Origin of the sequence: Shimia sediminis, assembly GCF_003990645.1 — a bacterium.
GTDB lineage: Bacteria > Pseudomonadota > Alphaproteobacteria > Rhodobacterales > Rhodobacteraceae > Shimia > Shimia sediminis.
On the sequence record NZ_RYZK01000002.1, the window covers coordinates 516,125 to 537,603 of the forward strand.

Sequence of the window (21,479 nt, forward strand, 5' to 3'; positions counted from 1 at the left end):
TAGAAATCACAAAAACGTTACGTTAACGTAACGCCATCGTGACGAGCCAATAGGTTGTCGCTAACGGAACCGGAGTTATATCCGAAACGTCAATTCGCTGGGGAGCTTTGACATGTTGAGGACGATCATGGTGGGCAGTTTTATCTCGGTTCAGGGCACCTTTGTGCGTGCTCTGCCAGACGGGAGAATTTCTGTCCGCGTTGGCAAAACAACGTATTCTGGCACGCCAATTGCGCGTTGTCTCGGATAGCTACAAAAACTCACGGAAGTAAAAGGGGCTGACGGAAATCCGGCAGCCCCTTACTTTTCATCATGCAGTCCGGATTACTCGAGGGTCCGGGTGACTTCTTCGCGCTCGAAGATCTCGATCACGTCAGCGGGGCGAATATCGTCGTAGTTCTCGAATGCCATACCACATTCCTGACCCGACTGAACTTCGGCCACTTCATCCTTAAAGCGCTTGAGCGTCTTCAGCGTACCTTCGTGGATCACCACGTTGTCGCGCAGCAGGCGTACACCTGCCGACCGGCGGGCCACACCTTCGGTAACGATACACCCGGCAACCTTGCCGACGTTCGACACCTTGAAGACCTCTTTGATCGTCGCGTATCCGATGAACTTCTCGCGGATTTCCGCGGACAACAGACCAGAGGCCGCCGCTTTCACGTCATCCACAAGGTCATAGATCACCGAGTAATAGCGAACCTCGACACCCTTTTGGTTGGCGCTGTTGCGTGCGGTTGCATTGGCACGGACGTTAAAGCCCATGACCGGCGCCCCCGAGGCTTCGGCCAGGCCGATGTCGGTTTCGCTGATGGCGCCCACACCCGAGTGCAGCACGCGTACACGCACTTCGTCGTTGCCGATCTTTTCCATCGCCTGAACGATGGCTTCGGCCGAGCCCTGCACGTCTGCTTTCACAACAATCGGCATTTCGGCGACGTTCTTGTCGTCTTTTGCCTTTTGCATCAGCTGTTCCAGCGTGGTGGCGGCACCGGCAGCAGCGCGTTTGTCTTTCGCTGCTTGCGCACGATAGGCGGCAATCTCACGCGCCTGCGCTTCGGTCTCTGTCACGTTCAGAACGTCACCCGCTTCGGGTGTGCCATTCAGGCCCAGAACCTCGACCGGAACCGAAGGCCCGGCCTCTTTCACGCGCTCGCCCTTGTCGTTGATCAGCGCACGGACCTTACCGTACTGCTCACCTACAACAAAGATATCGCCCTGCTTCAGCGTACCCTTTTGCACCAGAACGGTGGCAACCGGGCCACGACCCACATCCAGCTGAGCCTCGATCACGGCACCTTGTGCGGCACGTGCGGGGTTGGCTTTCAGTTCCAGGATCTCGGCTTGCAGTGCGATGGCTTCCAGCAGTTCGTCCAGACCCTGACCTGTGACGGCGGACACTTCGACGTCCTGCACTTCACCAGACATCGCTTCAACGATGACTTCATGCTGCAGCAGTTCCGCGCGGACCTTGTTCGGGTCAGCCGCCTCGCGGTCGATCTTGTTGATCGCCACGATCATCGGCACCTGGGCCGCTTTGGCGTGGTTGATCGCCTCAATGGTCTGCGGCATGACCGAATCATCTGCCGCCACAACCAGAACCACGATGTCCGTCACCTGAGCACCGCGCGAGCGCATCGAGGTAAAGGCCGCGTGGCCAGGAGTATCCAGGAAGCTCAGCGTGACGCCATCATCCGTTGTGACCTGATAGGCACCGATGTGCTGCGTGATGCCACCAGCTTCGCCCGCAACAACCTTGGCGTCGCGGATCGCATCCAGAAGCGAGGTTTTACCGTGGTCAACGTGGCCCATGATGGTGATGACCGGAGGACGATCCTGCAGTTCTGCTTCGTCGTCGTCGACATCGGCAATCACGTCTTCCACGTCCGCATCCGAGACACGCACGACCTTGTGGCCAAACTCTTCGATAATCAGTTCCGCAGTGTCGGCGTCCAGCGACTGGTTCTGCGTGACCATCATACCCATGTTCATCAGCGATTTGACCACGTCGGCGACACGTTCCGCCATCCGGTTGGCCAGCTCTGAAACGACAATGGCTTCGGGCAGCTGAACTTCACGGATAACCTTTTCGCGCTCAACAGGGCCACCCATCGCTTTTTGACGGGCGCGTTCCTGTTTCCGCTTCATCGCGGCCAGAGATTTCTGACGGCCACCGCCACCAGTCAACGCCTGGTTCAGCGTCAGCTTGCCCGAGCGGCGTCCGTCATCACGGCCCTTGCCGCGGTTCTGTCGCTGTTCACGCTCGTTCTTGCGCGGAGTCGCTGCCGGTGCAGGCTTGTTCGGCTGCGCACGGGCCGGAGCTTCGGCCTTGGGTGCGGCAACAGCTGCGGCGGCCTCGGCGGCTGCGCGCTTGGCGGCTTCCTCGGTTTCGCGCTTCTTGCGCTCTTCTTCTTCGGCCTTGGCGCGGGCTTTCTCTTCGGCTTCGCGTTGTTCGCGTTCCTTGGCCTCTTGTTCGGCCCGGCGACGCTCGCGCTCTTCTGCGCGCGATTTTTCCTCGGCTTCACGCTTGGCGGCTTCCTCGACCTCACGGGCCTTGGCAGCCTTCAGCGCCTTCATCCGGCGTTCCAGCTCGGCATCCGAAATCCCGGCGGGACGACGCGAAGGATCGCCACCGGCCTTGCCGGAGGTCGACGCGCTTGGCTTGGCCGCACCGGGTTTGGGCACCACAACGCGCTTGCGTTTGGTTTCCACCACGACGTTCTTGGTCCGCCCGTGGCTAAAGCTCTGCTTTACGTTGCCCGGACGTCCACCCGCTCCGCGCAGGCCCAAAGTCTTTTTACCGTCGTTATCGCTCATCTAGCTGTCTTACCCTTCTGAGCGGCCCCTGCCGCCCCAATTTCACGTACGCCCTTTAGCCTTTGGGCTTCCTCTACAACACGTTGCGTGAGTCCGCCAGACGCAAGCGCACCATGTATCACAGTTTGTCGCCCAAATGCCAAACCCAATTCATCTGCCGTCAGCCAGCCGATGTAATGGCCGAAATGCGGCGTGCTCAGTTTCGACTTGCCGCGTCCGGACCCGTCTGACGCCTGGATCAGCACCTCGGCGTAATCCTTGGACAACCAGTCCTTGACCTTTTCGTATCCGGTCACCGCCGCGCCCGATTTCCGCGCCAGGCTGATCAGGTCCACGACCCGCCGCACAAGCTGGGTTTCGACCTCGGCCACCAGATCATCCGGCACCTTGACCGGCTGTTTGGCAGCCCGGGCAAAGATCCCTTTACCCGCGGCCTTGTCCAAGGCTTTGCGGTCCGCCGCGACCCACATGCCGCGTCCGGGCAATTTGCCCAGAATATCCGGCACGATTTGACCGTCAGGCCCTACCACAAAGCGGACCAGCCCATGCTTTGGCTGCACCTCACCCGTGGCAATGCACTTGCGCTCTGGACCGTCTTCCCGGTCTTTGGTTCGCCCACCGCGTCCCATCATCAAGCCCCCGAGGCCTGAGATCAGGCCTCGGCCTCCTGTTCCGCTTCGCCGTCTTCGGCTTCTGCTTCGGCGGCAGCCGCTTCCAGATCGGCCGGGTCTACCCAACCCAGCATAATACGCGCGGTCATAACCATATCCTGCGCTTCTTCCAGGCTCATGCCAAAGGGTTCGAGGATCCCGTCATCCTTGCTGCGCTCACCGTCGACCGTGGTCCAACCGCCAGCCAGTTCCCAGTCGGCGCAGGTGGCAAAGTCTTCCAGGCTCAGGACACCATCCTTGGCCAATGCTTCGATCATTTGGGGTGTCAGACCGTCGAATTCAAGCAGGCTGTCCTGAACGCCCAGCTCGCGGGCGGCCTCGATTGCCTTGCGGGCCTGTGCTTCGATGAAGTCACGCGCACGCGCCTGCAGCTCTTTGGCCGTGTCTTCGTCCACGCCGTCGATGACCAGCAGTTCGTCCAGCTCGACATAGCCCACCTCTTCGAGGTTGGTAAAGCCTTCGGACACCAGAAGCTGGGCAAAGAACTCGTCCACATCCAGCGTTGCCATGAACAGCTTGGTGCGGATCTCGAATTCTTTCTGACGGCGTTCGGATTCCTCGGCCTCGGTCATGATATCGATGTCCAGCGCGGTCAGCTGGCTCGCCAGACGCACGTTCTGACCACGGCGACCAATGGCCAGTGACAGCTGCTCGTCAGGCACAACCACTTCGATCTTGCCAGCTTCTTCGTCCAGAACCACCTTGGTCACTTCTGCCGGTTGCAGCGCGTTCACCAGGAAGGTCGGCTGATCTTCGTTCCACGGGATGATGTCGATCTTTTCGCCCTGCAGTTCGTTCACAACGGCCTGCACACGGCTGCCGCGCATACCCACACAGGCACCCACAGGGTCGATCGATCCGTCATAGGAAATCACGGCAATCTTGGCGCGCGAACCGGGGTCACGGGCCACGGCCTTGATCTCGATGATGCCGTCATAAATCTCCGGCACTTCCATCTTGAACAGCTCAGCCATGAATTCCGGCGCGGTGCGCGACAGGAAGATTTGCGGGCCACGGGTCTCGCGGCGCACATCCTTGATGTAACAACGCACGCGGTCGTTCGGGCGATAGCTCTCGCGGCCGATCTTTTCGTTGCGGCGCAGGATGCCCTCGCCACGGCCCACGTCAACGATGACGTTGCCATATTCTTCACGCTTGACGACGCCGTTGATGATGGTGCCTGCGCGGTCTTTGAATTCTTCGTACTGGCGGTCACGCTCGGCTTCGCGGACCTTCTGCAGGATCACCTGCTTGGCCGACTGTGCCGCGATCCGGCCCATTTCCACCGGCGGGATTTCTTCGACATAGGTGTCGCCTACCACGGGGTTTTCCAGATACTGCTTGGCCTGATCCACGGTGAACTCGGCCTGGTAGTTCTCCAACTCTTCCTCTTCGACCACGGTGCGCACGCGGGTAAAGGTCGCCTTGCCGGTCTTGCGGTCAATCGCCACGCGAATGTCCATTTCCGCGCCGTACCGCGACTTGGCCGCCCGGGCGAGCGATTCTTCCATCGCTTCGACCACCAGACCGGGGTCGATCATCTTTTCGCGCGCAACGGCTTCCGCGGTTTGCAACAGCTCCAGCTGGTTTGCAGAGGTGATAGCCATGATTACTCCTCTTCGGACTCTTCGGTCTCGATCTCGTCAAAATCGTCTTCGTTGATGATGCCAGCGGCCTTGCGCTGACGCAGCATTTCCTTGATCAGCTCATCGGTCAGGGTCAGCTTCGCGTCCGCCAGCCAGTCAAACTGCAGGCCAACCGTCACGGTTTCGCCCTGGTCTTCGATGTTGATCAGCACTTCTTCGCCTTCGACCCCGGCCAGAACGCCCTTAAAGCGTTTGCGCCCGTCGATCAGCTCGGATGTTTCCAGTTTCGCGTCATAGCCTTCAAAGGTCACAAAGTCCTTCAGCCGTGTCAGCGGGCGGTCGATGCCGGGGCTGCCCACCTCCAGAACGTAAGAGTCGACCAATGGGTCTTCGACGTCCAGGATCGCGCTGACCGCGTTCGAGATTTCGGCGCATTCATCCACTTCGATGCCACCCTCGGGGCGTTCCGCCATGATCTGAAGCGTATGGGTGTTACCGCCCATCAGACGCAGGCGCACCAGTTCAAATCCCATGTCCTCGATGACTGGGATAATGATGTCGGCCAGTTTGCGATCAATCGCTGCCTTGGCAATCATGTCACTCATGCACGTGCCTCCGGGCACAAAATGGGCACAAAAAAACGGGCCAGCGGCCCGTGTCGTCCTTCCGGTGTGCGTTGGGTTTGGACCCCAGCGCATCGCTGTTGAAGGGGATATACGCCCGATGCCCCGAGTCTGCAAGGTCTAAAAGAAAACGCCCCGCAAATCGCAGGGCGCAAACTTCGCAGGTTAATCTTCACGTCCGAGGCTGTGGCCTCTACCATGTCTTCCGCGCCCATAGCCATGCGCATTGCCATTGCCGGTAAAACCTGAACCGGCACCACGTCCATGTCCGCTGGCAACGCCCCGCCCGGGATTATCCTCAGCGGACTGGCTTGGCTCAGGAACGCCACCCCCGCTGGCTTGCGGGGATCCGCCGCCTCCGCTTGAACTGGGCTCCGGTGCGGAACCACCTGTGTCATCTGAACCACTTTGCTGCGCGGCAAGCACCTGGCTCGGGGCGGTTGAAAGGGTTGCCACAACCGGCACTGCATAGGCCGCACCAAGCACGAGTTTTTTCAATGCCTCGCGCCGCTCAACGTCAATCGACGCCGCCTTTTTGTCCTGTACCATGATGTCATCCTCTCCTGACGCCCGAAAAAACTAGCATGGAGGGGCAGATTCGGTCAAATTTAGTCAACAGAACAAGCAATCAGGTGGGTTCATGAAAACGCCCCAACGCATCGATCATTGGGGACGCCCTGCCAAATGGTTTCAGGACTTTTCCGCCGAACACCTCGACTCGCTCGCCCAGCGCATGAAAGAAATCGAGACGATCTTTCGCGTCGAGTTCGATCTGCAACTCTACCTAGTTTGGGGATCACTTCTGGGCGCAGCACGTGAGGGGGATTTTATTGGCCATGATGTTGATATCGACATGGCCTATGTTTCCAAAGCCCGCAGTGCATTGGGCGTGCTGAAAGAACGCGACCGGATTACCGACCTGTTCGACCGTTACGGCATGATCGTCACGGCCCCTAACCACGGACGCTTCCTCTTGCCTGGCACCGTCGACCCGGATACGGGTGGCATTCCTCATGGAATTGAAATCTACACCTCATTCGTGACCCAGGGCGATTATTACTGCTACCCCTGTATCCCAGGCTGGCTTTCGGGCCGCGACATCAAACCTTTTGGCACCGCCTCTCTCCGGGGCATCGACTTTGCGATCCCGCGCAAGACCGACGCCTGGATGGCCGCGCATTATGGTGACAATTGGCGCACGCCGGTCGGCCCGTCAGAATACCGCGAGAACCCGTCGCAATATGCGTGCTTCGAGTTCCTGCGAACCGAGGATACCTAACACCTTTCGATCAAGCCCTTGGAGTGCAACTGATTCAACGCACCTTCAACGTCATTCATCGGCGGCTGATCCAGCGAAAACTGAGTCGCAACAAAACCCGCGATGTCGTCGGTGGAATGGCACGCGTCGCACAGCAGATAAACGATGGCTGCCGTCGCATTCAGATAGTGCCGCGTGCCGGACTGCCGTTCCGTCAGAACCGCGCCCTGGTCGTTGGTTTCAACCGAACAGTCCCGCGCCGCCTGCCAACACTGCGACATGATTTGAGCATCCGTCTTTCCCATGCCGATCAGCCTGCCCAACCCACGACGTTTTGACAATGACCAATCTCTGCCCTGCAAACGAAAACGCCCCGCACATGGCGGGGCGTTTCACGAGATTTACATTAGGTCTTAGGCAAACCACCAACGTTCGATGATGCGTCCGTTGTCCATCTGGAACACGTTGCCTATGGTACCCGAGTTGGCCAGCTTGGTGCTGTTGGCGTCTACCGAGTTTGCGTACATCGGAATAACCGTGCCACCTTCGGTCGAAATCAGTTCCTGCATCTCGTGATACATACCGCGGCGCTTGTCTGCATCCAGCTCCGCACGGGCAACGACCAGAAGCTCCTGGAAACGTGCGTTGTCCCAGTGGCTGTCGTTCCACGGCACACCCATCTCGTAGGCTGTCGAGAACATCCAGTCTTCGGTCGCACGACCCGACCAGTAGCAGGCACACCAAGGCTTTTTCAGCCAGACGTTGGACCAATAGCCGTCATTGGGCTCTTGGATCACGTTGATGTTCACACCGCCCGATTTGGCGGATGCCTGATACAGTTGTGCTGCATCAACCGCGCCTGGGAAGCCTGCATCCGAGGCCGACAGATCAATGGTCAGGCTGTCCATACCAGCCTGCTTCAGGTAGTACTTGGCCTTGTCCGGATCATAAGCCAGCGGTGCCAGATCCTTGTGGAAATACTGGTTGGCCGGCCCAATCGGGTTATCAGCCGAAACAGCACCGTGTCCCTGCAGGATCTTGTCTACCATCTCCTGACGATTGACGCCGTGTTTCAGCGCTTTGCGGATATTCACGTTATCCAGCGGCGAAACATTGGTCAGCATCGGGAAAGTATAGTGCTGGTTGCCAGTGACCTCGAAGATGTTGACCATCGGATTGGCGCGCATGAGCGGCTCAGTCTTATAGTCAACCCGGTTCAGGGCGTCGATCTGGCCGGTCATCAGTGCGTTCATACGGGCGGCACCGTCGTTGATCGCGACCATTTCGACCGCATCGAACCAACCTTCTTTGCCATCTTTATAGTGGCTGTCCACGCGTTTCAGAGTTGTGCGCACACCGGGGTCAAAGCTTTCGACCTTGTAAAGGCCGGTACCGATACCCTTGGCGATGGCCTCTTCAACCTGACCAGCCGGATACATGCACAGGTGATAATCCGACATTAGGAACGGGAAGTCCGCATTGCCCGCTTTCAGGGTCATCTGAACCTGATGGTCGCCCATCTTCTTCATTTCGGTGATCGGCTCAACAATCGGCTTGGCCGCCGATTTCGCGCCTTCGGCCACGTGCATCTGCAGCGACTCGATCACGTCATCCGCGCCAAACGCCTTGCCATTGTGGAAGGTCACGCCCTTGCGCAGGTTAAAGGTCCAGGTCTTGGCGTCTGCGCTGGCTTCCCAGCTTTCCGCCAGTTCGCCGATCAGCTGACCATCTGCGGCCACCTGTGTCAGCGTGTCAAATACGGCACCATGCGCCGCCATGATCATGTAGGTGTCCGAGTGTGTCCGGCTGTCCCAGCTGTCCGAGCTGTTGGCCCCGGCAATACCCAGTCGCAAGGTTCCGCCCCGCTTGGGCATCGCCATTGCTGGCATGCCGGTGGCGGCCAGAACACCGGCGGCTGCGCCGGTCTTGAGCAGGCCACGTCTGCTAATTCTTGTCATGTTTCATCTCCCATGTTGAAACTCCGGTTACTTGCCGGATTGGTTGTCGCCCCGCTTGCCCGGAGCGATTCGTATTACATCTTACCAACTGCTGCGTCGCCGATGTTATCAACTCCGCGTTCATTGAGAAGATTTGTAAGCCAGTCCGGATCCATTTCAGGAACAGAACTAAGCAACAAGTCAGTGTATGCGTGGTGCGGCGGCTTGAACATGTCGTGCTTCGGCCCTTGCTCCACGACGCGACCATCCTTCATGACCACGACCTCATCCGCAATGGATTTCACAGTCGCGAGATCGTGCGTGATGAACATATAGGTCAGGCCGAGCTCATCCTGAAGTTTTGCCAACAGTTTGAGGATGCCCTCTGCCACCAATTGGTCCAAAGCCGAGGTGACTTCGTCGCAAATGATGAACTTGGGCTCTGCCGCCAAGGCCCTGGCAATGCCGATGCGCTGTTTCTGACCGCCCGACAACTCGCTTGGCAAGCGGCTGTAATAGGTATCCGGCTCCAGCTCGATCTCTTCCAACAGCTGATCAACCCGGCGGCGTTTCTGCTTGCCGGTCAATCCCATGTAGAACTGCACCGGACGCCCGATCAGCTCGCCGATGGTTTTACGCGGGTTCAGCGCGGTGTCGGCCATCTGATAGATCATCTGGGCCTGACGCAGCTGGGTCTTGCTCCGCTTGCGATAGTCCAGAGGCAGGATTTCACCGTCGTATTCAATATGCCCTTGCTTTGGGGGCAACAGGCCGGTGATGCAGCGTGCGGTCGTTGACTTACCCGACCCGGATTCACCCACCACGGCAACTGTGCGACCCTCGTGCAGATCAAAGCTCACGTCATGCAGCACCGACACCTTGCCGTAGGCCGCAGTGACATTCTGAACCGAGATCACCGGCGTGGCACTGGTGTGCACCGCTGGCTTTTGCGGACGTTGAAAGCTGCGCACAGCCCAGAGCGACTTGGTATAGTCCTCTTTCGGTGTCGACAGCATTTCGCGCGTCTCGGCCTCTTCGACCTCGTCGCCTTTCAGCATGACTTTGATCTTGTCGGCCATCTGCGCCACAACCGCGAGGTCGTGCGTGATGTAGATCGCCGCCGTGTCGAACTCTTCCACAATCTCGCGAATCGAGGCCAGAACCTCGATCTGCGTGGTCACGTCCAGCGCTGTTGTCGGCTCGTCAAAGATGATCAGGTCCGGACGGCAGGCCATCGCCATCGCCGTCATCGCCCGCTGCAGCTGCCCGCCCGAAACCTGGTGCGGATAGCGAAAGCCGATCTCATCCGGGTTCGGCAAGCGCAGCTTGCGATACAATTCAATCCCGTCAGCCTCGCTGTCAGACTTCGAGCTGACCTTGTGCTGCACCGGCGCTTCGGTGTGCTGGTCAATCAGCCGGTGCGCCGGGTTGAAGCTCGCCGCAGCCGATTGCGCCACATAGGCGATGCGCTTACCCAACAGGCTGCGCTTGACAGCGGCTGGGGCATTGACCAGGTCAATGCCGTCAAACTCGACCGTTCCGCCGGAAATCCGGCAGCCGTCCCGGGTATACCCCATTGCGGCCAGACCCATGGTCGACTTCCCGGCCCCGGATTCCCCGATCAGCCCCATCACTTCACCCTTTTTCAGGTCAAAGCTGGCGCCGTTGATGATCGGGTTCCAGATTTCGTCGCTACGTCCCTCGATCTGGAGGTCGCGTACTTTCAGAAGCAGTTCACTCTCTGACATCTGCGTCTCCTTACTCTTTCAGGCCGGACGATTTGTGCAGCATCCAGTCGACGACAAAGTTCACGGCCACGGTCAGCAGGGCAATGGCTCCTGCTGCCAGCAGCGGTGCGGCGGCGACGGGCGGCGCAAAGGCGGCAAAGTTGATGAATTGTGCGAGGTCTTTCACCATGGTTCCCCAGTCCGCCAGCGGCGGCTGAATACCCACACCCAGGAAGCTGAGCGAGGCGATGGTCAGGAACACAAAGCAGAAACGCAGACCGAATTCAGCCAGCAGCGGTGCTGTCGCATTTGGCAGAATCTCGCGGAAGATGAGATAGCCCATTCCTTCGCCGCGCAGCTTGGCGGCTTCGATATAGTCCATCACCACGATGTTCAGACCCACCGCACGCGCCAGACGGAACACACGGGTTGAATCGATCACGGCGATAATGAGCACCATGAAGTATGTCAGCGGGATACCCAGCTCTGGCGCCCAGACGCTGGCGATAGTCATCAGCAAGAGCGCAAAGATCAGGGATGGGATGGCCATCAGAACGTCAACCGCGCGCGAGATGACCTGGTCCAGCCAGCCGCCGATGGTGGCCGCCAGAAAGCCCAGCGTCGCCCCGATCAGAAAGGCCAGAACAGTGGTCGCAAAGGCAATCCCCACCGTGTTCTGTGCGCCATAGATCAGCCGGCTCAGAATGTCGCGACCGATCTGGTCGGTGCCCAGCGGGTAGTCGGGATTCCCCCCGATCGCTGGATCTCCACCCGGCACGACATTGGCCGCACCCAGGATCTCCTCTTGCCCGTAAGGGGCAAGCGGTCCGACAAAGTACATCACGATAAAGACGATCAGCGTTACGCTGACGACCCCGACAATCGACTTGGCCGCGTCTGCACGAAAGTTCACCCGCGCATAGATGCACAACGGAACACCCAGCGCCGCGAGAACGATGATCGTGAGCGAGGAAATCTGCCCCGCAAAGATCGCCAGAAAGGCATAGAAGATGATCGTCACGATCCCAAAGGACGCCGTCAGGGGCATCGACCGGAAAAGCTTCTTGCTGCCTTCAGAGCCAATGTAGATCCCCGCCAGCCGGAAGTAATAGGCGATGATGGCAAAGCCGATAAAGCCTTCAATCGCCACCCGCAGGAAGAAGTACTTGTTTGCCACCGCCGGCTCGCCGGTGCGGGCAACATAGTAGACTGACACCAGCCAGACCAACAGCGCCGCGCCGAGGACATAGCCAAAGGCAACGCCAAAAGGCATGTCGCGATACAGTGGTGCATCCTTGGTGACTTTTTGACCAACGAACCGGAAAACCCAGCCGCCTGCCGCGATTGCCACCAGGGCAATGATAAGTTGCAGCCAGATACTCATTTCGGATGCCTCAGACGTGGGTTAGAGATAATCGACAAGATGTCCGCCATCAGGTTCAACAGGATGTACGCGGCGGCAAAGATCAGGCAGCAGGCCTGCACCACCGGAATATCGCGGATCTTCACACTGTCGACAAAGAGCTGACCGATGCCCGGATAGACGAACACCACCTCAACCACGACCACACCGGTGATCAGATAAGCCAGGTTCAGCGCGATCACGTTGATGATCGGCGCCAGCGCGTTCGGCAGCGCGTGCTTGACGATCACCCGCATCGGCGAAATGCCCTTCAGCCGCGCCATCTCGATATAGGGCGACGCCAGCAGGTTGATGATCGCCGCCCGTGTCATCCGCATCATATGCGCGGTCACCACAAGGGTCAGCGTCAGCGCCGGGAGCAGCGTTTTGGTCAGCCGCTCGCTGAAATCCATACCTTCATAGATATTCGACAGAGACGGCAGGATCGGGTTCAGCACCGCCAGGAACAGGATCAGCACATAGGCCATGAAGAACTCGGGCGATGAAATCGACGACAGCGTCATGACGTTTGCCGCGCGGTCAAAAATCGAGTTGCGATAAAGCGCGGCGAGAACCCCCAGAGTGACCGCGATCGGCACGGCGATCATGGCGGTCACACCGGCCAGGAACATGGTGTTCTCAAAGCGTGGTGCAACTTGCGAGGCCACCGAGGCGAGACCTGATCCGGTGTCAGTACCGGCAAAGCTGGCAAAGTTCGCCTGCGCGAAACTGTTGCCCAGATCTCCCTGGATAGCGCCGCCCAGCCATTGCATATAGCGCGTCAGTGGCGGGTCGTTTAACCCCAGGTCATTTCGGATTGCCTCAATCGCTTCCGGCGTAGCACCCTGACCCAGGATGGCTTGCGCAAAGTCCCCTGGCAGAAGGTTTACTGCCGTGAAGATGACGATTGAGACGACGAACAGCGTCAGAAGCCCGAGCGCGAGCCGCTGCGCAATGATTCTTAGAATAGAGGCCACGTGTCCTCACCTGTTGTGTCGTTATATTGTTAATTCCACTCAGGTTAACGGTGCTTCACCACCTGTAAAGCCAGAAAAAAATATTTCTGAGGAACCTTTTCGTTTTCCCGGTGTTTTGGTTGGGTTTTGCCCAGTAAATTTGAAAATTGGATATACCGCAATTTGAAAACTGGACCTAAGCGTCGCCCAATTGCTTCATGATGCGCACCAATTCAGCACTGATCCCGGGCTCTGAAAGTGCATGCCCCGCGTCCCGCACAAAGCGCAACTGGCCGCTTTTCCAGCGTTTTTGCAGCTCATAAGCTGAGCGCGGAGGGCAGATCATATCGTACCGCCCCTGAACGATGAAACCTGGAATGTCCGCCAGTTTTTCCATGTTGTTCAGGATGTGCCCATCCGCATCAAGGAACCCGGCGTTCTTGAAATAGTGATTCTCCAGGCGCGAAAATGCACGGGCATATTCTGCGGGCGGCTCGCCCCAGGTGCCGTTGGACTGTATCGACGCCAGCGCGTTTTCCCACGCCGCCCAGGCGCGGGCGAATTTCACTTCGGTCGCATGGTCGCCGGAAAACAGGCGCTCGTGATAGGCCGCGATCAAATTGCCCTGCTCGTCTTCGGGCACCAACCCTGCAAACCTGCCCCACTGTTCCGGCCAAAACTGTCCGGCACCTCCGCCATAAAACCAGTCCAGCTCGCGTTGCATCATCAAAAAGACACCGCGCAGCACCAGACAGGCAACCCGCTCGGGGTGGCTCTGGGCATAGAGCAGCGACAGGGTCGCGCCCCAGCTGCCGCCGAACACGATCCAGTCGTCAATGCCCAGCTCTTCGCGAATCCGCTCCATGTCGGCGATCAGATGCCATGTCGTGTTGGCCTCGACCGAGGCATGCGGCGTCGAGCGCCCGCAACCGCGCTGGTCAAACAGGATGACGCGATAGATTGCGGGGTCGAAATACCGCCGCATTGCCGGGCTGCAACCGCCCCCCGGCCCACCATGCACAACCACCACCGGCAGACCATCAGGCCGTCCCGATTGCTCTGCATAGACGCGATGCCCGTCGCCCACGTCGAGCATCCTCTGGTCAAAGGGTTCGACCGGAGGATAAAGGTAATGCACTGCGCGCTTTTGGCTCGGGTTTCTGTCCATTATTGACCTATATAAGAGCGGACGGCTCACATGAAGCATACGGAGATCAGAATGCAAGCCTCTCAAACCACTGTCGACCCCGCAGAAGTCGCAAAGTTTGAAGCCATGGCCGCCGAGTGGTGGGACCCCAAGGGCAAATTCAAGCCGCTGCACCTGATGAATCCGTGCCGTCTCGACTATATCACGTCGCAAATCGCGGCCGAGTTCAACCGCGATCTCAGCGCCGCGCGCCCCTTTGAGGGCCTGCGCCTGTTGGACATCGGCTGCGGTGGGGGGCTGCTCAGTGAACCCATGGCCCGCCTTGGTGCCACCGTGGTTGGTGCGGACGCCGCCGAACGCAACATCCCCGTCGCACAGGTTCACGCAGAGCAATCCGGTCTCGACATCGACTACCGCAACACCACAGCCGAAGCGATGGCCGACGCCGGGGAACAGTTCGACATCGTGTTGAACATGGAAGTGGTCGAACACGTTGCCGACCCGCTGGCCTACCTCACCGCCTGCCGCCAGCTTCTGAAACCCGGCGGGCTGCATCTCTGTTCCACCATCAACCGCAATCCAAAAAGCTTTGCCGCGGCCATTGTCGGCGCGGAATACATCATGCGCTGGCTGCCCAAGGGCACGCACGAGTGGCACAAGTTCATCACCCCGGATGAGCTGTTCGCCCTGATCGAACAGGCGGGGCTGACCCCGGTCGACCGCAAAGGTTTCGTGTTCAACCCGATCACCTGGCAATGGTCGATCTCGGATCGCGACCTCAGCGTGAACTACGTCACCGCCAGCCTCAAACCCGCCTGAAGGCCATGACCGAACTCACGATCGAACGCCTCGGCCACCACGGCGATGGCATTGCCGCCGGACCGGTCTTTGTGCCCCTCACCCTGCCGGGCGAGGTTGTCAGCGGTGACCTCGACGGCACCCGCCTGACCAACGTGCGAATCGAACGCCCCTCGGACGACCGCGTGAAACCGCCCTGCCGCCACTTCAAATCCTGCGGCGGATGCCAGTTGCAGCACGCCAGCGACGCCTTTCTGGCCGATTGGAAAGTGGACGTGGTGCGCCATGCCCTGACCGCCCAGGGCCTCGACGCGCCCATGCGCCCGATCCAGACCTCACCGCCGCAATCCCGCCGCCGCGCCGTTCTGTCCGCCCGCCGCACCAAAAAGGGCGCCATGGTCGGCTTTCACCAGCGCGCCAGCGACGTGATCTGCGAGATCCCCGATTGCCAGCTGCTGCACCCTGACCTCATGGCCGCCCTGCCGGTGGCCAAGGCGCTTGCCATCATCGGGGCCAGCCGCAAGGGCGAACTCAGCATCAACGCCACGCTCACCCAACACGGCCTCGACATTGCCGTCACAGGGGGCAAACCGCTGGATGGCGCGTTCCTGAGCCAGCTTGCGCAGGAAACCGAACGCCTGCGCCTTGCGCGCCTGACCTGGGATGGCGAGGTCATCGCCGCGCGCCTGCCCGCCACGCACAGCTTTGGCAAAGCCACGGTCACCCCCCCGCCCGGCGCCTTCCTGCAGGCGACCGACCAGGGCGAAGCTGCTTTGCTGTCCGCCGTGATCGACGCCATCGGCAACACCGGCAAACGCGGCATCGACCTTTTCGCGGGCTGTGGCACCTTCACTTTGCCGCTCGCAGAGCGTTTTGAAATGCACGGTGTCGAATACGAACGCGCCATGCTGGAGGCGCTCGACAAAGGCTGGCGCGGCACGCAGGGCCTGAAGAAAACCACCACCGAGGCCCGTGATCTGTTCCGCAATCCTTTGATCGCCGAAGACTTGCACTACGACTTTGCGGTCATCGACCCGCCCCGCGCCGGGGCCGAGGCGCAGGTGCGTGAACTTGCGCAATCCAAAATCCCCACGATCGCCTTTGTCTCCTGCAACCCGGTCACCTTTGCCCGCGATGCCGCGACACTGACCACTGCGGGCTACACCCTCGATTGGGTACAGGTTGTCGACCAGTTCCGCTGGTCCTCGCATATCGAACTGGCAGCGCGGTTTTCCGCCGCCTGATCCGTTCACGATTGCGCGACACGCTCACCCGCGCTATCCGCTGGCGCTCGGACGCGCTATGATCGCGTCAAATTCAGGCGAACAAGGACAGGTCGATGCGGTGGATTTCGTGGATAGTGGTGGCTGTGATGCTGACGACGCTGGCGGGCTGTTCGTCCAAGTTCCGCTCGTATGACGGCCCCGAGGTCACCCGCGTTCTGATCTACAAGGAAAGCCGCACAATGTATCTGATGCACCACGAAGAGGTGCTGAAAACCTACAATGTCGGACTGGGCTTTGAACCCCTGGGTCACAAGGAAATCAAAGGTGACGGCAAAACCCCCGAGGGCGACTATCGCGTTGACCGCCGCAACCCCAACAGTGAATTTCACCTCTCGATCGGCATCAACTATCCCAACGCCGAGGATCGCGCCTACGCCAAGTCCATCGGCAAAGACCCCGGCGGAGACATCTTTATCCATGGCCGCCCGTGGAAATACCGCAGCGGCGGAGAAGACTGGACAGCCGGATGTGTGGCCGTGACCAACAATGAAATGGAAGAGGTTTACGCCATGGTCAGGACCGGCACCGTGGTGTCGATCTATCCCTGAGGGTTAGCCTGAAACTGGCGGTGCGCTTGGCGCCACCGACTGCACCTGCGGCGCTTGCGCCTGTGTGCCGGTGACCATCGTCCACCAGATCTTGCCGCCCTTTTCCTGGAACCAGGCAATGCCCACGTCCTGCGCTTCGGGGCTCAACAGGACCTGTTTGGTGTCTTCCTGTGCCAACCACGCCTCAAGCGTCTGCATCTCGTTCTCATAGGTCTCCGAGATCGTCTCACCCAGGAACTTGCCGTTATAGCCGACGCGCTGAACCCGCTGGATGGGCGAAGACCCGTCCGAGCCAAAGTGCCAGGGGCGGTTCTGAATCGACATGTCGCGCGCATGGGTGGCGGCGGCTGCGTTCAACTGCGCGTTCAGCTCCAGGGGTGCGGCCCCCGATGCCTGACGCAGCGCGTTGACTGAATCCAACACCCGATACTGGATTTTCGCGGTGGCATTCGACGAAATCTTGTACTGCTTTGCACCCCGTGCACCGCCCGTGTCGGTGGTGGTTCCACACCCGGCGAGCACCAGTGCCGCAGCCATAAAGAATGCCATTAGTCGCATTGTTGCCCGTCCAGTCTTCGTTGCCTGAAGCCCCATCTACCCCATGGTGCGTTGCGTTGAAAACCCACATCCGCGTGAGATTGCCAAATGACGCGAGTTTGATTTGCGACTGAGGCTTTCTCGCAATATGAATAGGCAAAATCACGCTTTTGCCAAGTTTCGAGGATCAATATGACGGATCAGAACGCTTCTCGCTTTGGCCGCCGCGCCTTTCTGGCCAGCGGTGCGGCCTTTCTCAGCGCCCCCGCAATCGCGCAAACCGAAAACACGACCGAGGTCGAGCGCGACCTTGACGAGGTGGTGCACCGCAACATTTCCAGCTTCCGCGCGCTTGATTGGCGGCCCTATTTCTCAAACACCCGCAACGGCGCGATCCTTGTCGATGTGACCTCGCGGGCGCTGCACTACTGGTCTGACGACCAGTCGGTTTACAAACTTTACCCCTCTTCGGTGCCCTTGACCGAAGATCTGACCCGCCGTGGCCGCACCAAGATCATCCGCAAGGTCGAAGGCCCCAGCTGGACCCCCACCCCCGCCATGAAAAAGCGCAACCCGGAGTGGCCGGATCACGTGCCGCCGGGTCCTGAGAACCCTCTGGGCACCCACGCGCTCTATCTCAGCTGGACCTATTACCGCATCCACGGCACCCACGACACGCGCAAAATTGGCCGTCGTTCGTCGAACGGCTGCATCGGGCTTTACAACGAACATATCTCTGAATTGTTCGGCCTTGCCAAAGTGGGCACGCAAGTGTTGCTTATTTGACGACATTTTGGCCTTCACGCCGCGTCAAAGGCAATCTTGGGTTTGCAATCCCCCCCCATTGCTGTTTAGACAAGGATACGAGGTAAGTCTTGGGAGCTTTGCGTCGCGATTTCTATGGCGCACGGCTAAATATCTGGAGGATACTATGAAAAAACTCGTTCTCGCCGCTGCACTGACCGCCGCTGCTTCGACCGCATTTGCTGGTTCGATGGCCGACCCAGTTGTTGAGCCTGAAATCGTTGAAGAGCAAGCATCTTCGTCGAACAGCTCGATCTGGGTGCCGCTTCTGCTGATCGCGATCGTCGCCGCAGCTGTTGCCGCTTAATTTAGCGTAACAGAAGATTTGAAAAGGCGGAGCCTCTGGCTCCGCCTTTTCTATTTTTGGCTCACGTCTGTGAGGACAAGGCACGCGCCTCGCGCTCTAGCCAATCCAGCCCTTCAGGTTGTCTTTGATGATGTCCGAGAGTGCCACAATATGCGCGTCGTCATCGTTCAGGCAGGGGATATAGGTAAAATCCTCACCGCCCGCCTCTTCAAAGCTTTCCTTGATCTCTTCGTTGATCTCTTCCAGCGTTTCGATGCAGTCGGCTGAGAATGCCGGCGCGATCACCGCAATGCGTGTCTTGCCCTCTTCACGGGCCAGCCGCGCCACTTCTTCCACCGTGTAGGGCTGCAACCACTCTTCCGGGCCAAACTGCGACTGGAACGTCGTAACCAGCTGCGTGTCATCCCAACCCAGCCGCTCTTTCAACAGCCGCGTGTTTTTCATGCAGTGACAGTGATAGGGGTCGCCCTCTTCCAGATAGCGGATCGGCATGCCGTGATAGGACACCACCAGCTTCTCGGGCTTTTCCTCCATCGCGCCATAGGCCGTCTCAATCGACTGTGCCAGCGCCTCAATATAACCCGGATTGTCGTAATAGGCCGCCACGGTGCGCGCCGCAGGTTGCCATTTCTCTTTCATCAGCGCGCGGAAGAATTCGTCATTCGCCGTCGCCGTCGTCGCCCCGCCGTATTGCGGATAGAGCGGAAAGAACAGGATACGCTCGCAGCCTGCTGCCACCATCTCGCGCACCTTCGACTCGGTCGACGGATTGCCATAGCGCATGCAGAAATCGACCATCACATCACTGCCAAAAGCCTCGGCCAGGGTCTCTTCGATCCTGGCCGTTTGCGCCTTGGTGATCGTCAAGAGCGGGCTTTCGTCAATGTCATGGTTCCAGATCGACTTATACGCCTCGCCCGAGCTGAACGGCCGCTTGGTCAGGATGATCGCCTGCAGGATCGGCTGCCACTTCCACGCCGGGTAATCGATCACCCGCTTGTCCGACAGGAACTGGTTCAGATAGCGCCGCATCGGCCAATAGGTATAGCTGTCAGGCGTGCCGAGGTTGGCCAGAAGAACCCCGGTCTTGCCACGCGCCACTTTCGGGTGATCGGCGGGGCCATGCTCGGGGCGGGTGGCGTTGGCGTTCTGCATCTGCTTCCTCATTTGTCTTATAGTCCCCGAGACCTAGCGTGCGGGGGTCGCCTGTCAATCCTTCAGTGACGTTTCGTCCGTGCCCAGCACGTCAGCCAGACGCGCCGCTGCCGAGCCGGGGCGCAAAGGCTGCGGCTGACTGGCGTCCGGTGACCAGCCCGACATAAAGATCAATTCGAACGTGGCCGGAATGCGCCCCTCTTCCATGAACGCGGCGGTGTAGACATCCACCGCCTGCATCAACACAGCACGCCCTGTCGGACGTCGCAGGCGCTCGGACAGGGCGTTGGCCTCACCCATGCCGCGCAGATCGCGCATCAGGTGCCATGGCGTCTCATAGGTGACCTTCAGCGGCACCGCATCAGCCACCGGCAGCGCCAGACCCGAGCGCTGCAGAAGCCCCCCCAGATCGCGAATTTCCCCCATCGGCGCAACACGGGGCGACAGCCCGCCACTGACCTTGGCCTCAGCCTCGGCCAAAGCCGCGCGCAATTCGTGCAGGGTCTGCCCGCCAAAGCTGACGCACATGAAGTATCCGTCGTTCCGCAACGCCCGGCGGCACTGGATGATCTGGCCCACCGGATCATTCGCCCAATGCAGGCACATGGCATGGATCACAAGGTCATAGGCACCCTGCTCCAGCGCCAGAACGTCGTCATCCGCCACGATATCCGCCTGCGGCGCCACACGCCGCCACAAATCGGGATAGCCGCAGACAATCGCCACCTTCGTAAACGCCCTGTTAACCAAAGTCAGGCGATCCTGAACCTCTTCCAGGGCCGCCTCCTGCAGGAACAATCCCCGCGCGTGATCGGCGCGGGCGCGGTTGCGCAACAGGGCTTTGCGGTCGGTCATTTTGTGGGCGGTCTGCATGGCGCGGACCTTATGCGGATGCGACACAAGTTTCAAACGGCGATACGCCTCATCTACCCCTCGCGCTGCATCACCTGCGGCGACCTGGTCGAGGGCGACTTTGGCCTCTGTGGCCCCTGTTGGGGCACCACGCCCTTTATCGGCGGATTGGTCTGCGATTCCTGCGGCACACCCCTGCCCGGCATGGACGATGGCCTGCCCTCAACCTGCGACGATTGCCTGCGCACGCCGCGGCTGTGGGGACAGGGCCGCGCCGCACTGCTCTATCGCGACAACGCACGTCGCATCATCCTCGGCCTGAAACACGCCGACAAACAGGAACTGGCGCGCCCTGCGGGTCAGTGGATGGCGCAGCGGGCGGGGTCACTCTTGCGCCCCGACATGATCGTCACGCCCATCCCGCTGCACTGGAGCCGCTTTCTGTTTCGCCGCTACAATCAGGCCGCGCTTTTGGCGCGCGAGGTTGCCCGCAACCTGAACCTGCCCTTCTGCCCCGACCTTCTTGAGCGGCCCAAGGTTCGCGGCCACATGGACGGCCTCAGCCAAGAGGCCCGCTACAGCAAGATGCAGGATGCGATTCGCCCGCACCCCCGACAGGCACCCAGGATGGCGGGGCGCCCGGTTCTGCTGATCGACGATGTCATGACCTCGGGCGCCACACTTGATGCGGCCACGCGTGCCTGTTTCGACGCCAATGCCAGCGAAGTGAACATCCTGACACTGGCGCGCGTTGCAAAGGATGCCTAAATCCCTCACAAACGGTGAAACCTTGTGAGACCTGAGCCATGAAATCTGTCGAAATCTACACCAGCCCCTTGTGCGGCTTTTGCCACGCGGCCAAGCGCCTGCTCAATCAAAAGGGCGTGGACTTCAGCGAAGTTGACGTCTTCCGCAACCCCGACCGCAAGCCCGAGATGATCCAACGCGCCAACGGTGGTCGCACCGTACCGCAGATCTTTATCGGTGAAACCCATGTCGGCGGTTGCGATGACCTCTACGCGCTGGAACGCGACGGCAAGCTGGACGCGCTTCTGGCCACCTGAT

General features: G+C 59.7%; 22 protein-coding genes. 8 read left to right on the plus strand and 14 right to left on the minus strand.

Going from position 1 to position 21,479, the window contains the following annotated elements:
• Positions 1–324 precede the first annotated feature (324 nt).
• The 5 genes from infB to EK369_RS07055 form a co-directional block, all read right to left on the minus strand.
• Positions 325–2,820 (minus strand): translation initiation factor IF-2, encoded by a 2,496-nt coding sequence (infB, locus tag EK369_RS07035; RefSeq protein WP_127112986.1) that lies wholly within the window; start codon positions 2,818–2,820, stop codon positions 325–327.
• The gene (locus EK369_RS07040) at positions 2,817–3,449 is read right to left on the minus strand and encodes an RNA-binding protein (RefSeq protein ID WP_127113287.1); all 633 of its coding nucleotides are present in this window, start codon (positions 3,447–3,449) and stop codon (positions 2,817–2,819) included. The genes infB and EK369_RS07040 overlap by 4 nt, the downstream gene beginning before the upstream one ends.
• A 23-nt stretch (positions 3,450–3,472) precedes the next feature.
• On the minus strand, positions 3,473–5,098 hold the full coding sequence (gene nusA / locus EK369_RS07045) for a transcription termination factor NusA (protein ID WP_127112987.1): 1,626 nt from the start codon (positions 5,096–5,098) through the stop codon (positions 3,473–3,475).
• 2 nt (positions 5,099–5,100) lie between these two features.
• Complete coding sequence (gene rimP, locus EK369_RS07050) at positions 5,101–5,682, minus strand: ribosome maturation factor RimP (RefSeq protein ID WP_127112988.1); 582 nt, start codon at positions 5,680–5,682, stop codon at positions 5,101–5,103.
• 183 nt (positions 5,683–5,865) lie between these two features.
• On the minus strand, positions 5,866–6,249 hold the full coding sequence (locus EK369_RS07055; RefSeq protein WP_127112989.1) for a hypothetical protein: 384 nt from the start codon (positions 6,247–6,249) through the stop codon (positions 5,866–5,868).
• Between the two features lie 91 nt (positions 6,250–6,340).
• Between EK369_RS07055 and EK369_RS07060 the strand changes: the two genes are divergently transcribed.
• Complete coding sequence (locus tag EK369_RS07060) at positions 6,341–6,979, plus strand: LicD family protein (protein ID WP_127112990.1); 639 nt, start codon at positions 6,341–6,343, stop codon at positions 6,977–6,979.
• Here EK369_RS07060 and EK369_RS07065 read toward each other — a convergent pair.
• The 6 genes from EK369_RS07065 to pip all read right to left on the minus strand — a co-directional run bounded on the left by EK369_RS07065 (position 6,976) and on the right by pip (position 14,148).
• A complete protein-coding gene (locus tag EK369_RS07065) occupies positions 6,976–7,263 on the minus strand; it encodes a PqqD family protein (RefSeq protein ID WP_127112991.1) in 288 nt (95 codons plus the stop codon). The two genes, EK369_RS07060 and EK369_RS07065, sit on opposite strands and share 4 nt — an antisense overlap.
• Before the next feature lie 108 nt (positions 7,264–7,371).
• Complete coding sequence (locus tag EK369_RS07070) at positions 7,372–8,916, minus strand: ABC transporter substrate-binding protein (RefSeq protein WP_127112992.1); 1,545 nt, start codon at positions 8,914–8,916, stop codon at positions 7,372–7,374.
• A 74-nt stretch (positions 8,917–8,990) separates the two neighbouring features.
• Complete coding sequence (locus EK369_RS07075; protein ID WP_127112993.1) at positions 8,991–10,643, minus strand: ABC transporter ATP-binding protein; 1,653 nt, start codon at positions 10,641–10,643, stop codon at positions 8,991–8,993.
• A gap of 10 nt (positions 10,644–10,653) precedes the next feature.
• Entirely contained in the window at positions 10,654–12,006 is a 1,353-nt protein-coding gene (locus EK369_RS07080; RefSeq protein WP_206198048.1) for an ABC transporter permease, read from the minus strand.
• A complete protein-coding gene (locus EK369_RS07085) occupies positions 12,003–13,001 on the minus strand; it encodes an ABC transporter permease (RefSeq protein ID WP_127112994.1) in 999 nt (332 codons plus the stop codon). The genes EK369_RS07080 and EK369_RS07085 overlap by 4 nt, the downstream gene beginning before the upstream one ends.
• 175 nt (positions 13,002–13,176) lie before the next feature.
• Positions 13,177–14,148 (minus strand): prolyl aminopeptidase, encoded by a 972-nt coding sequence (gene pip, locus EK369_RS07090; protein ID WP_127112995.1) that lies wholly within the window; start codon positions 14,146–14,148, stop codon positions 13,177–13,179.
• Between the two features lie 51 nt (positions 14,149–14,199).
• Between pip and ubiG the strand changes: the two genes are divergently transcribed.
• The 3 genes from ubiG to EK369_RS07105 all read left to right on the plus strand — a co-directional run bounded on the left by ubiG (position 14,200) and on the right by EK369_RS07105 (position 16,759).
• Positions 14,200–14,946: a bifunctional 2-polyprenyl-6-hydroxyphenol methylase/3-demethylubiquinol 3-O-methyltransferase UbiG gene (ubiG, locus tag EK369_RS07095; RefSeq protein WP_127112996.1), complete on the plus strand. Its 747-nt coding sequence runs from the start codon at positions 14,200–14,202 to the stop codon at positions 14,944–14,946.
• A 5-nt stretch (positions 14,947–14,951) separates the two neighbouring features.
• Complete coding sequence (locus EK369_RS07100) at positions 14,952–16,169, plus strand: class I SAM-dependent RNA methyltransferase (protein WP_127112997.1); 1,218 nt, start codon at positions 14,952–14,954, stop codon at positions 16,167–16,169.
• A 95-nt stretch (positions 16,170–16,264) separates the two neighbouring features.
• A complete protein-coding gene (locus EK369_RS07105) occupies positions 16,265–16,759 on the plus strand; it encodes a L,D-transpeptidase family protein (RefSeq protein WP_127112998.1) in 495 nt (164 codons plus the stop codon).
• Positions 16,760–16,762: 3 nt separating this feature from the next.
• Here EK369_RS07105 and dalA read toward each other — a convergent pair whose 3' ends face one another.
• Positions 16,763–17,317, minus strand: coding sequence for a divisome-associated lipoprotein DalA (gene dalA, locus EK369_RS07110; RefSeq protein ID WP_127112999.1), 555 nt, complete (start codon positions 17,315–17,317; stop codon positions 16,763–16,765).
• 171 nt (positions 17,318–17,488) lie between these two features.
• On the opposite strand from dalA, the gene EK369_RS07115 reads away from it, so the two are divergent.
• Positions 17,489–18,082, plus strand: a complete 594-nt coding sequence (locus EK369_RS07115; RefSeq protein ID WP_127113000.1) for a L,D-transpeptidase — start codon at positions 17,489–17,491, stop codon at positions 18,080–18,082.
• 145 nt (positions 18,083–18,227) lie between these two features.
• Positions 18,228–18,407, plus strand: coding sequence for a hypothetical protein (locus EK369_RS07120; RefSeq protein WP_127113001.1), 180 nt, complete (start codon positions 18,228–18,230; stop codon positions 18,405–18,407).
• A 96-nt stretch (positions 18,408–18,503) separates the two neighbouring features.
• Here the strand turns inward: EK369_RS07120 and hemH are convergent, their stop codons facing one another.
• The gene (gene hemH / locus EK369_RS07125; protein ID WP_127113002.1) at positions 18,504–19,562 is read right to left on the minus strand and encodes a ferrochelatase; all 1,059 of its coding nucleotides are present in this window, start codon (positions 19,560–19,562) and stop codon (positions 18,504–18,506) included.
• Between the two features lie 54 nt (positions 19,563–19,616).
• A complete protein-coding gene (locus EK369_RS07130; protein WP_127113003.1) occupies positions 19,617–20,435 on the minus strand; it encodes a methyltransferase domain-containing protein in 819 nt (272 codons plus the stop codon).
• A gap of 12 nt (positions 20,436–20,447) precedes the next feature.
• On the opposite strand from EK369_RS07130, the gene EK369_RS07135 reads away from it, so the two are divergent.
• On the plus strand, positions 20,448–21,182 hold the full coding sequence (locus EK369_RS07135) for a double zinc ribbon domain-containing protein (protein ID WP_127113004.1): 735 nt from the start codon (positions 20,448–20,450) through the stop codon (positions 21,180–21,182).
• A 38-nt stretch (positions 21,183–21,220) separates the two neighbouring features.
• Entirely contained in the window at positions 21,221–21,478 is a 258-nt protein-coding gene (grxC, locus tag EK369_RS07140) for a glutaredoxin 3 (RefSeq protein ID WP_127113005.1), read from the plus strand.
• Position 21,479 lies beyond the last annotated feature (1 nt).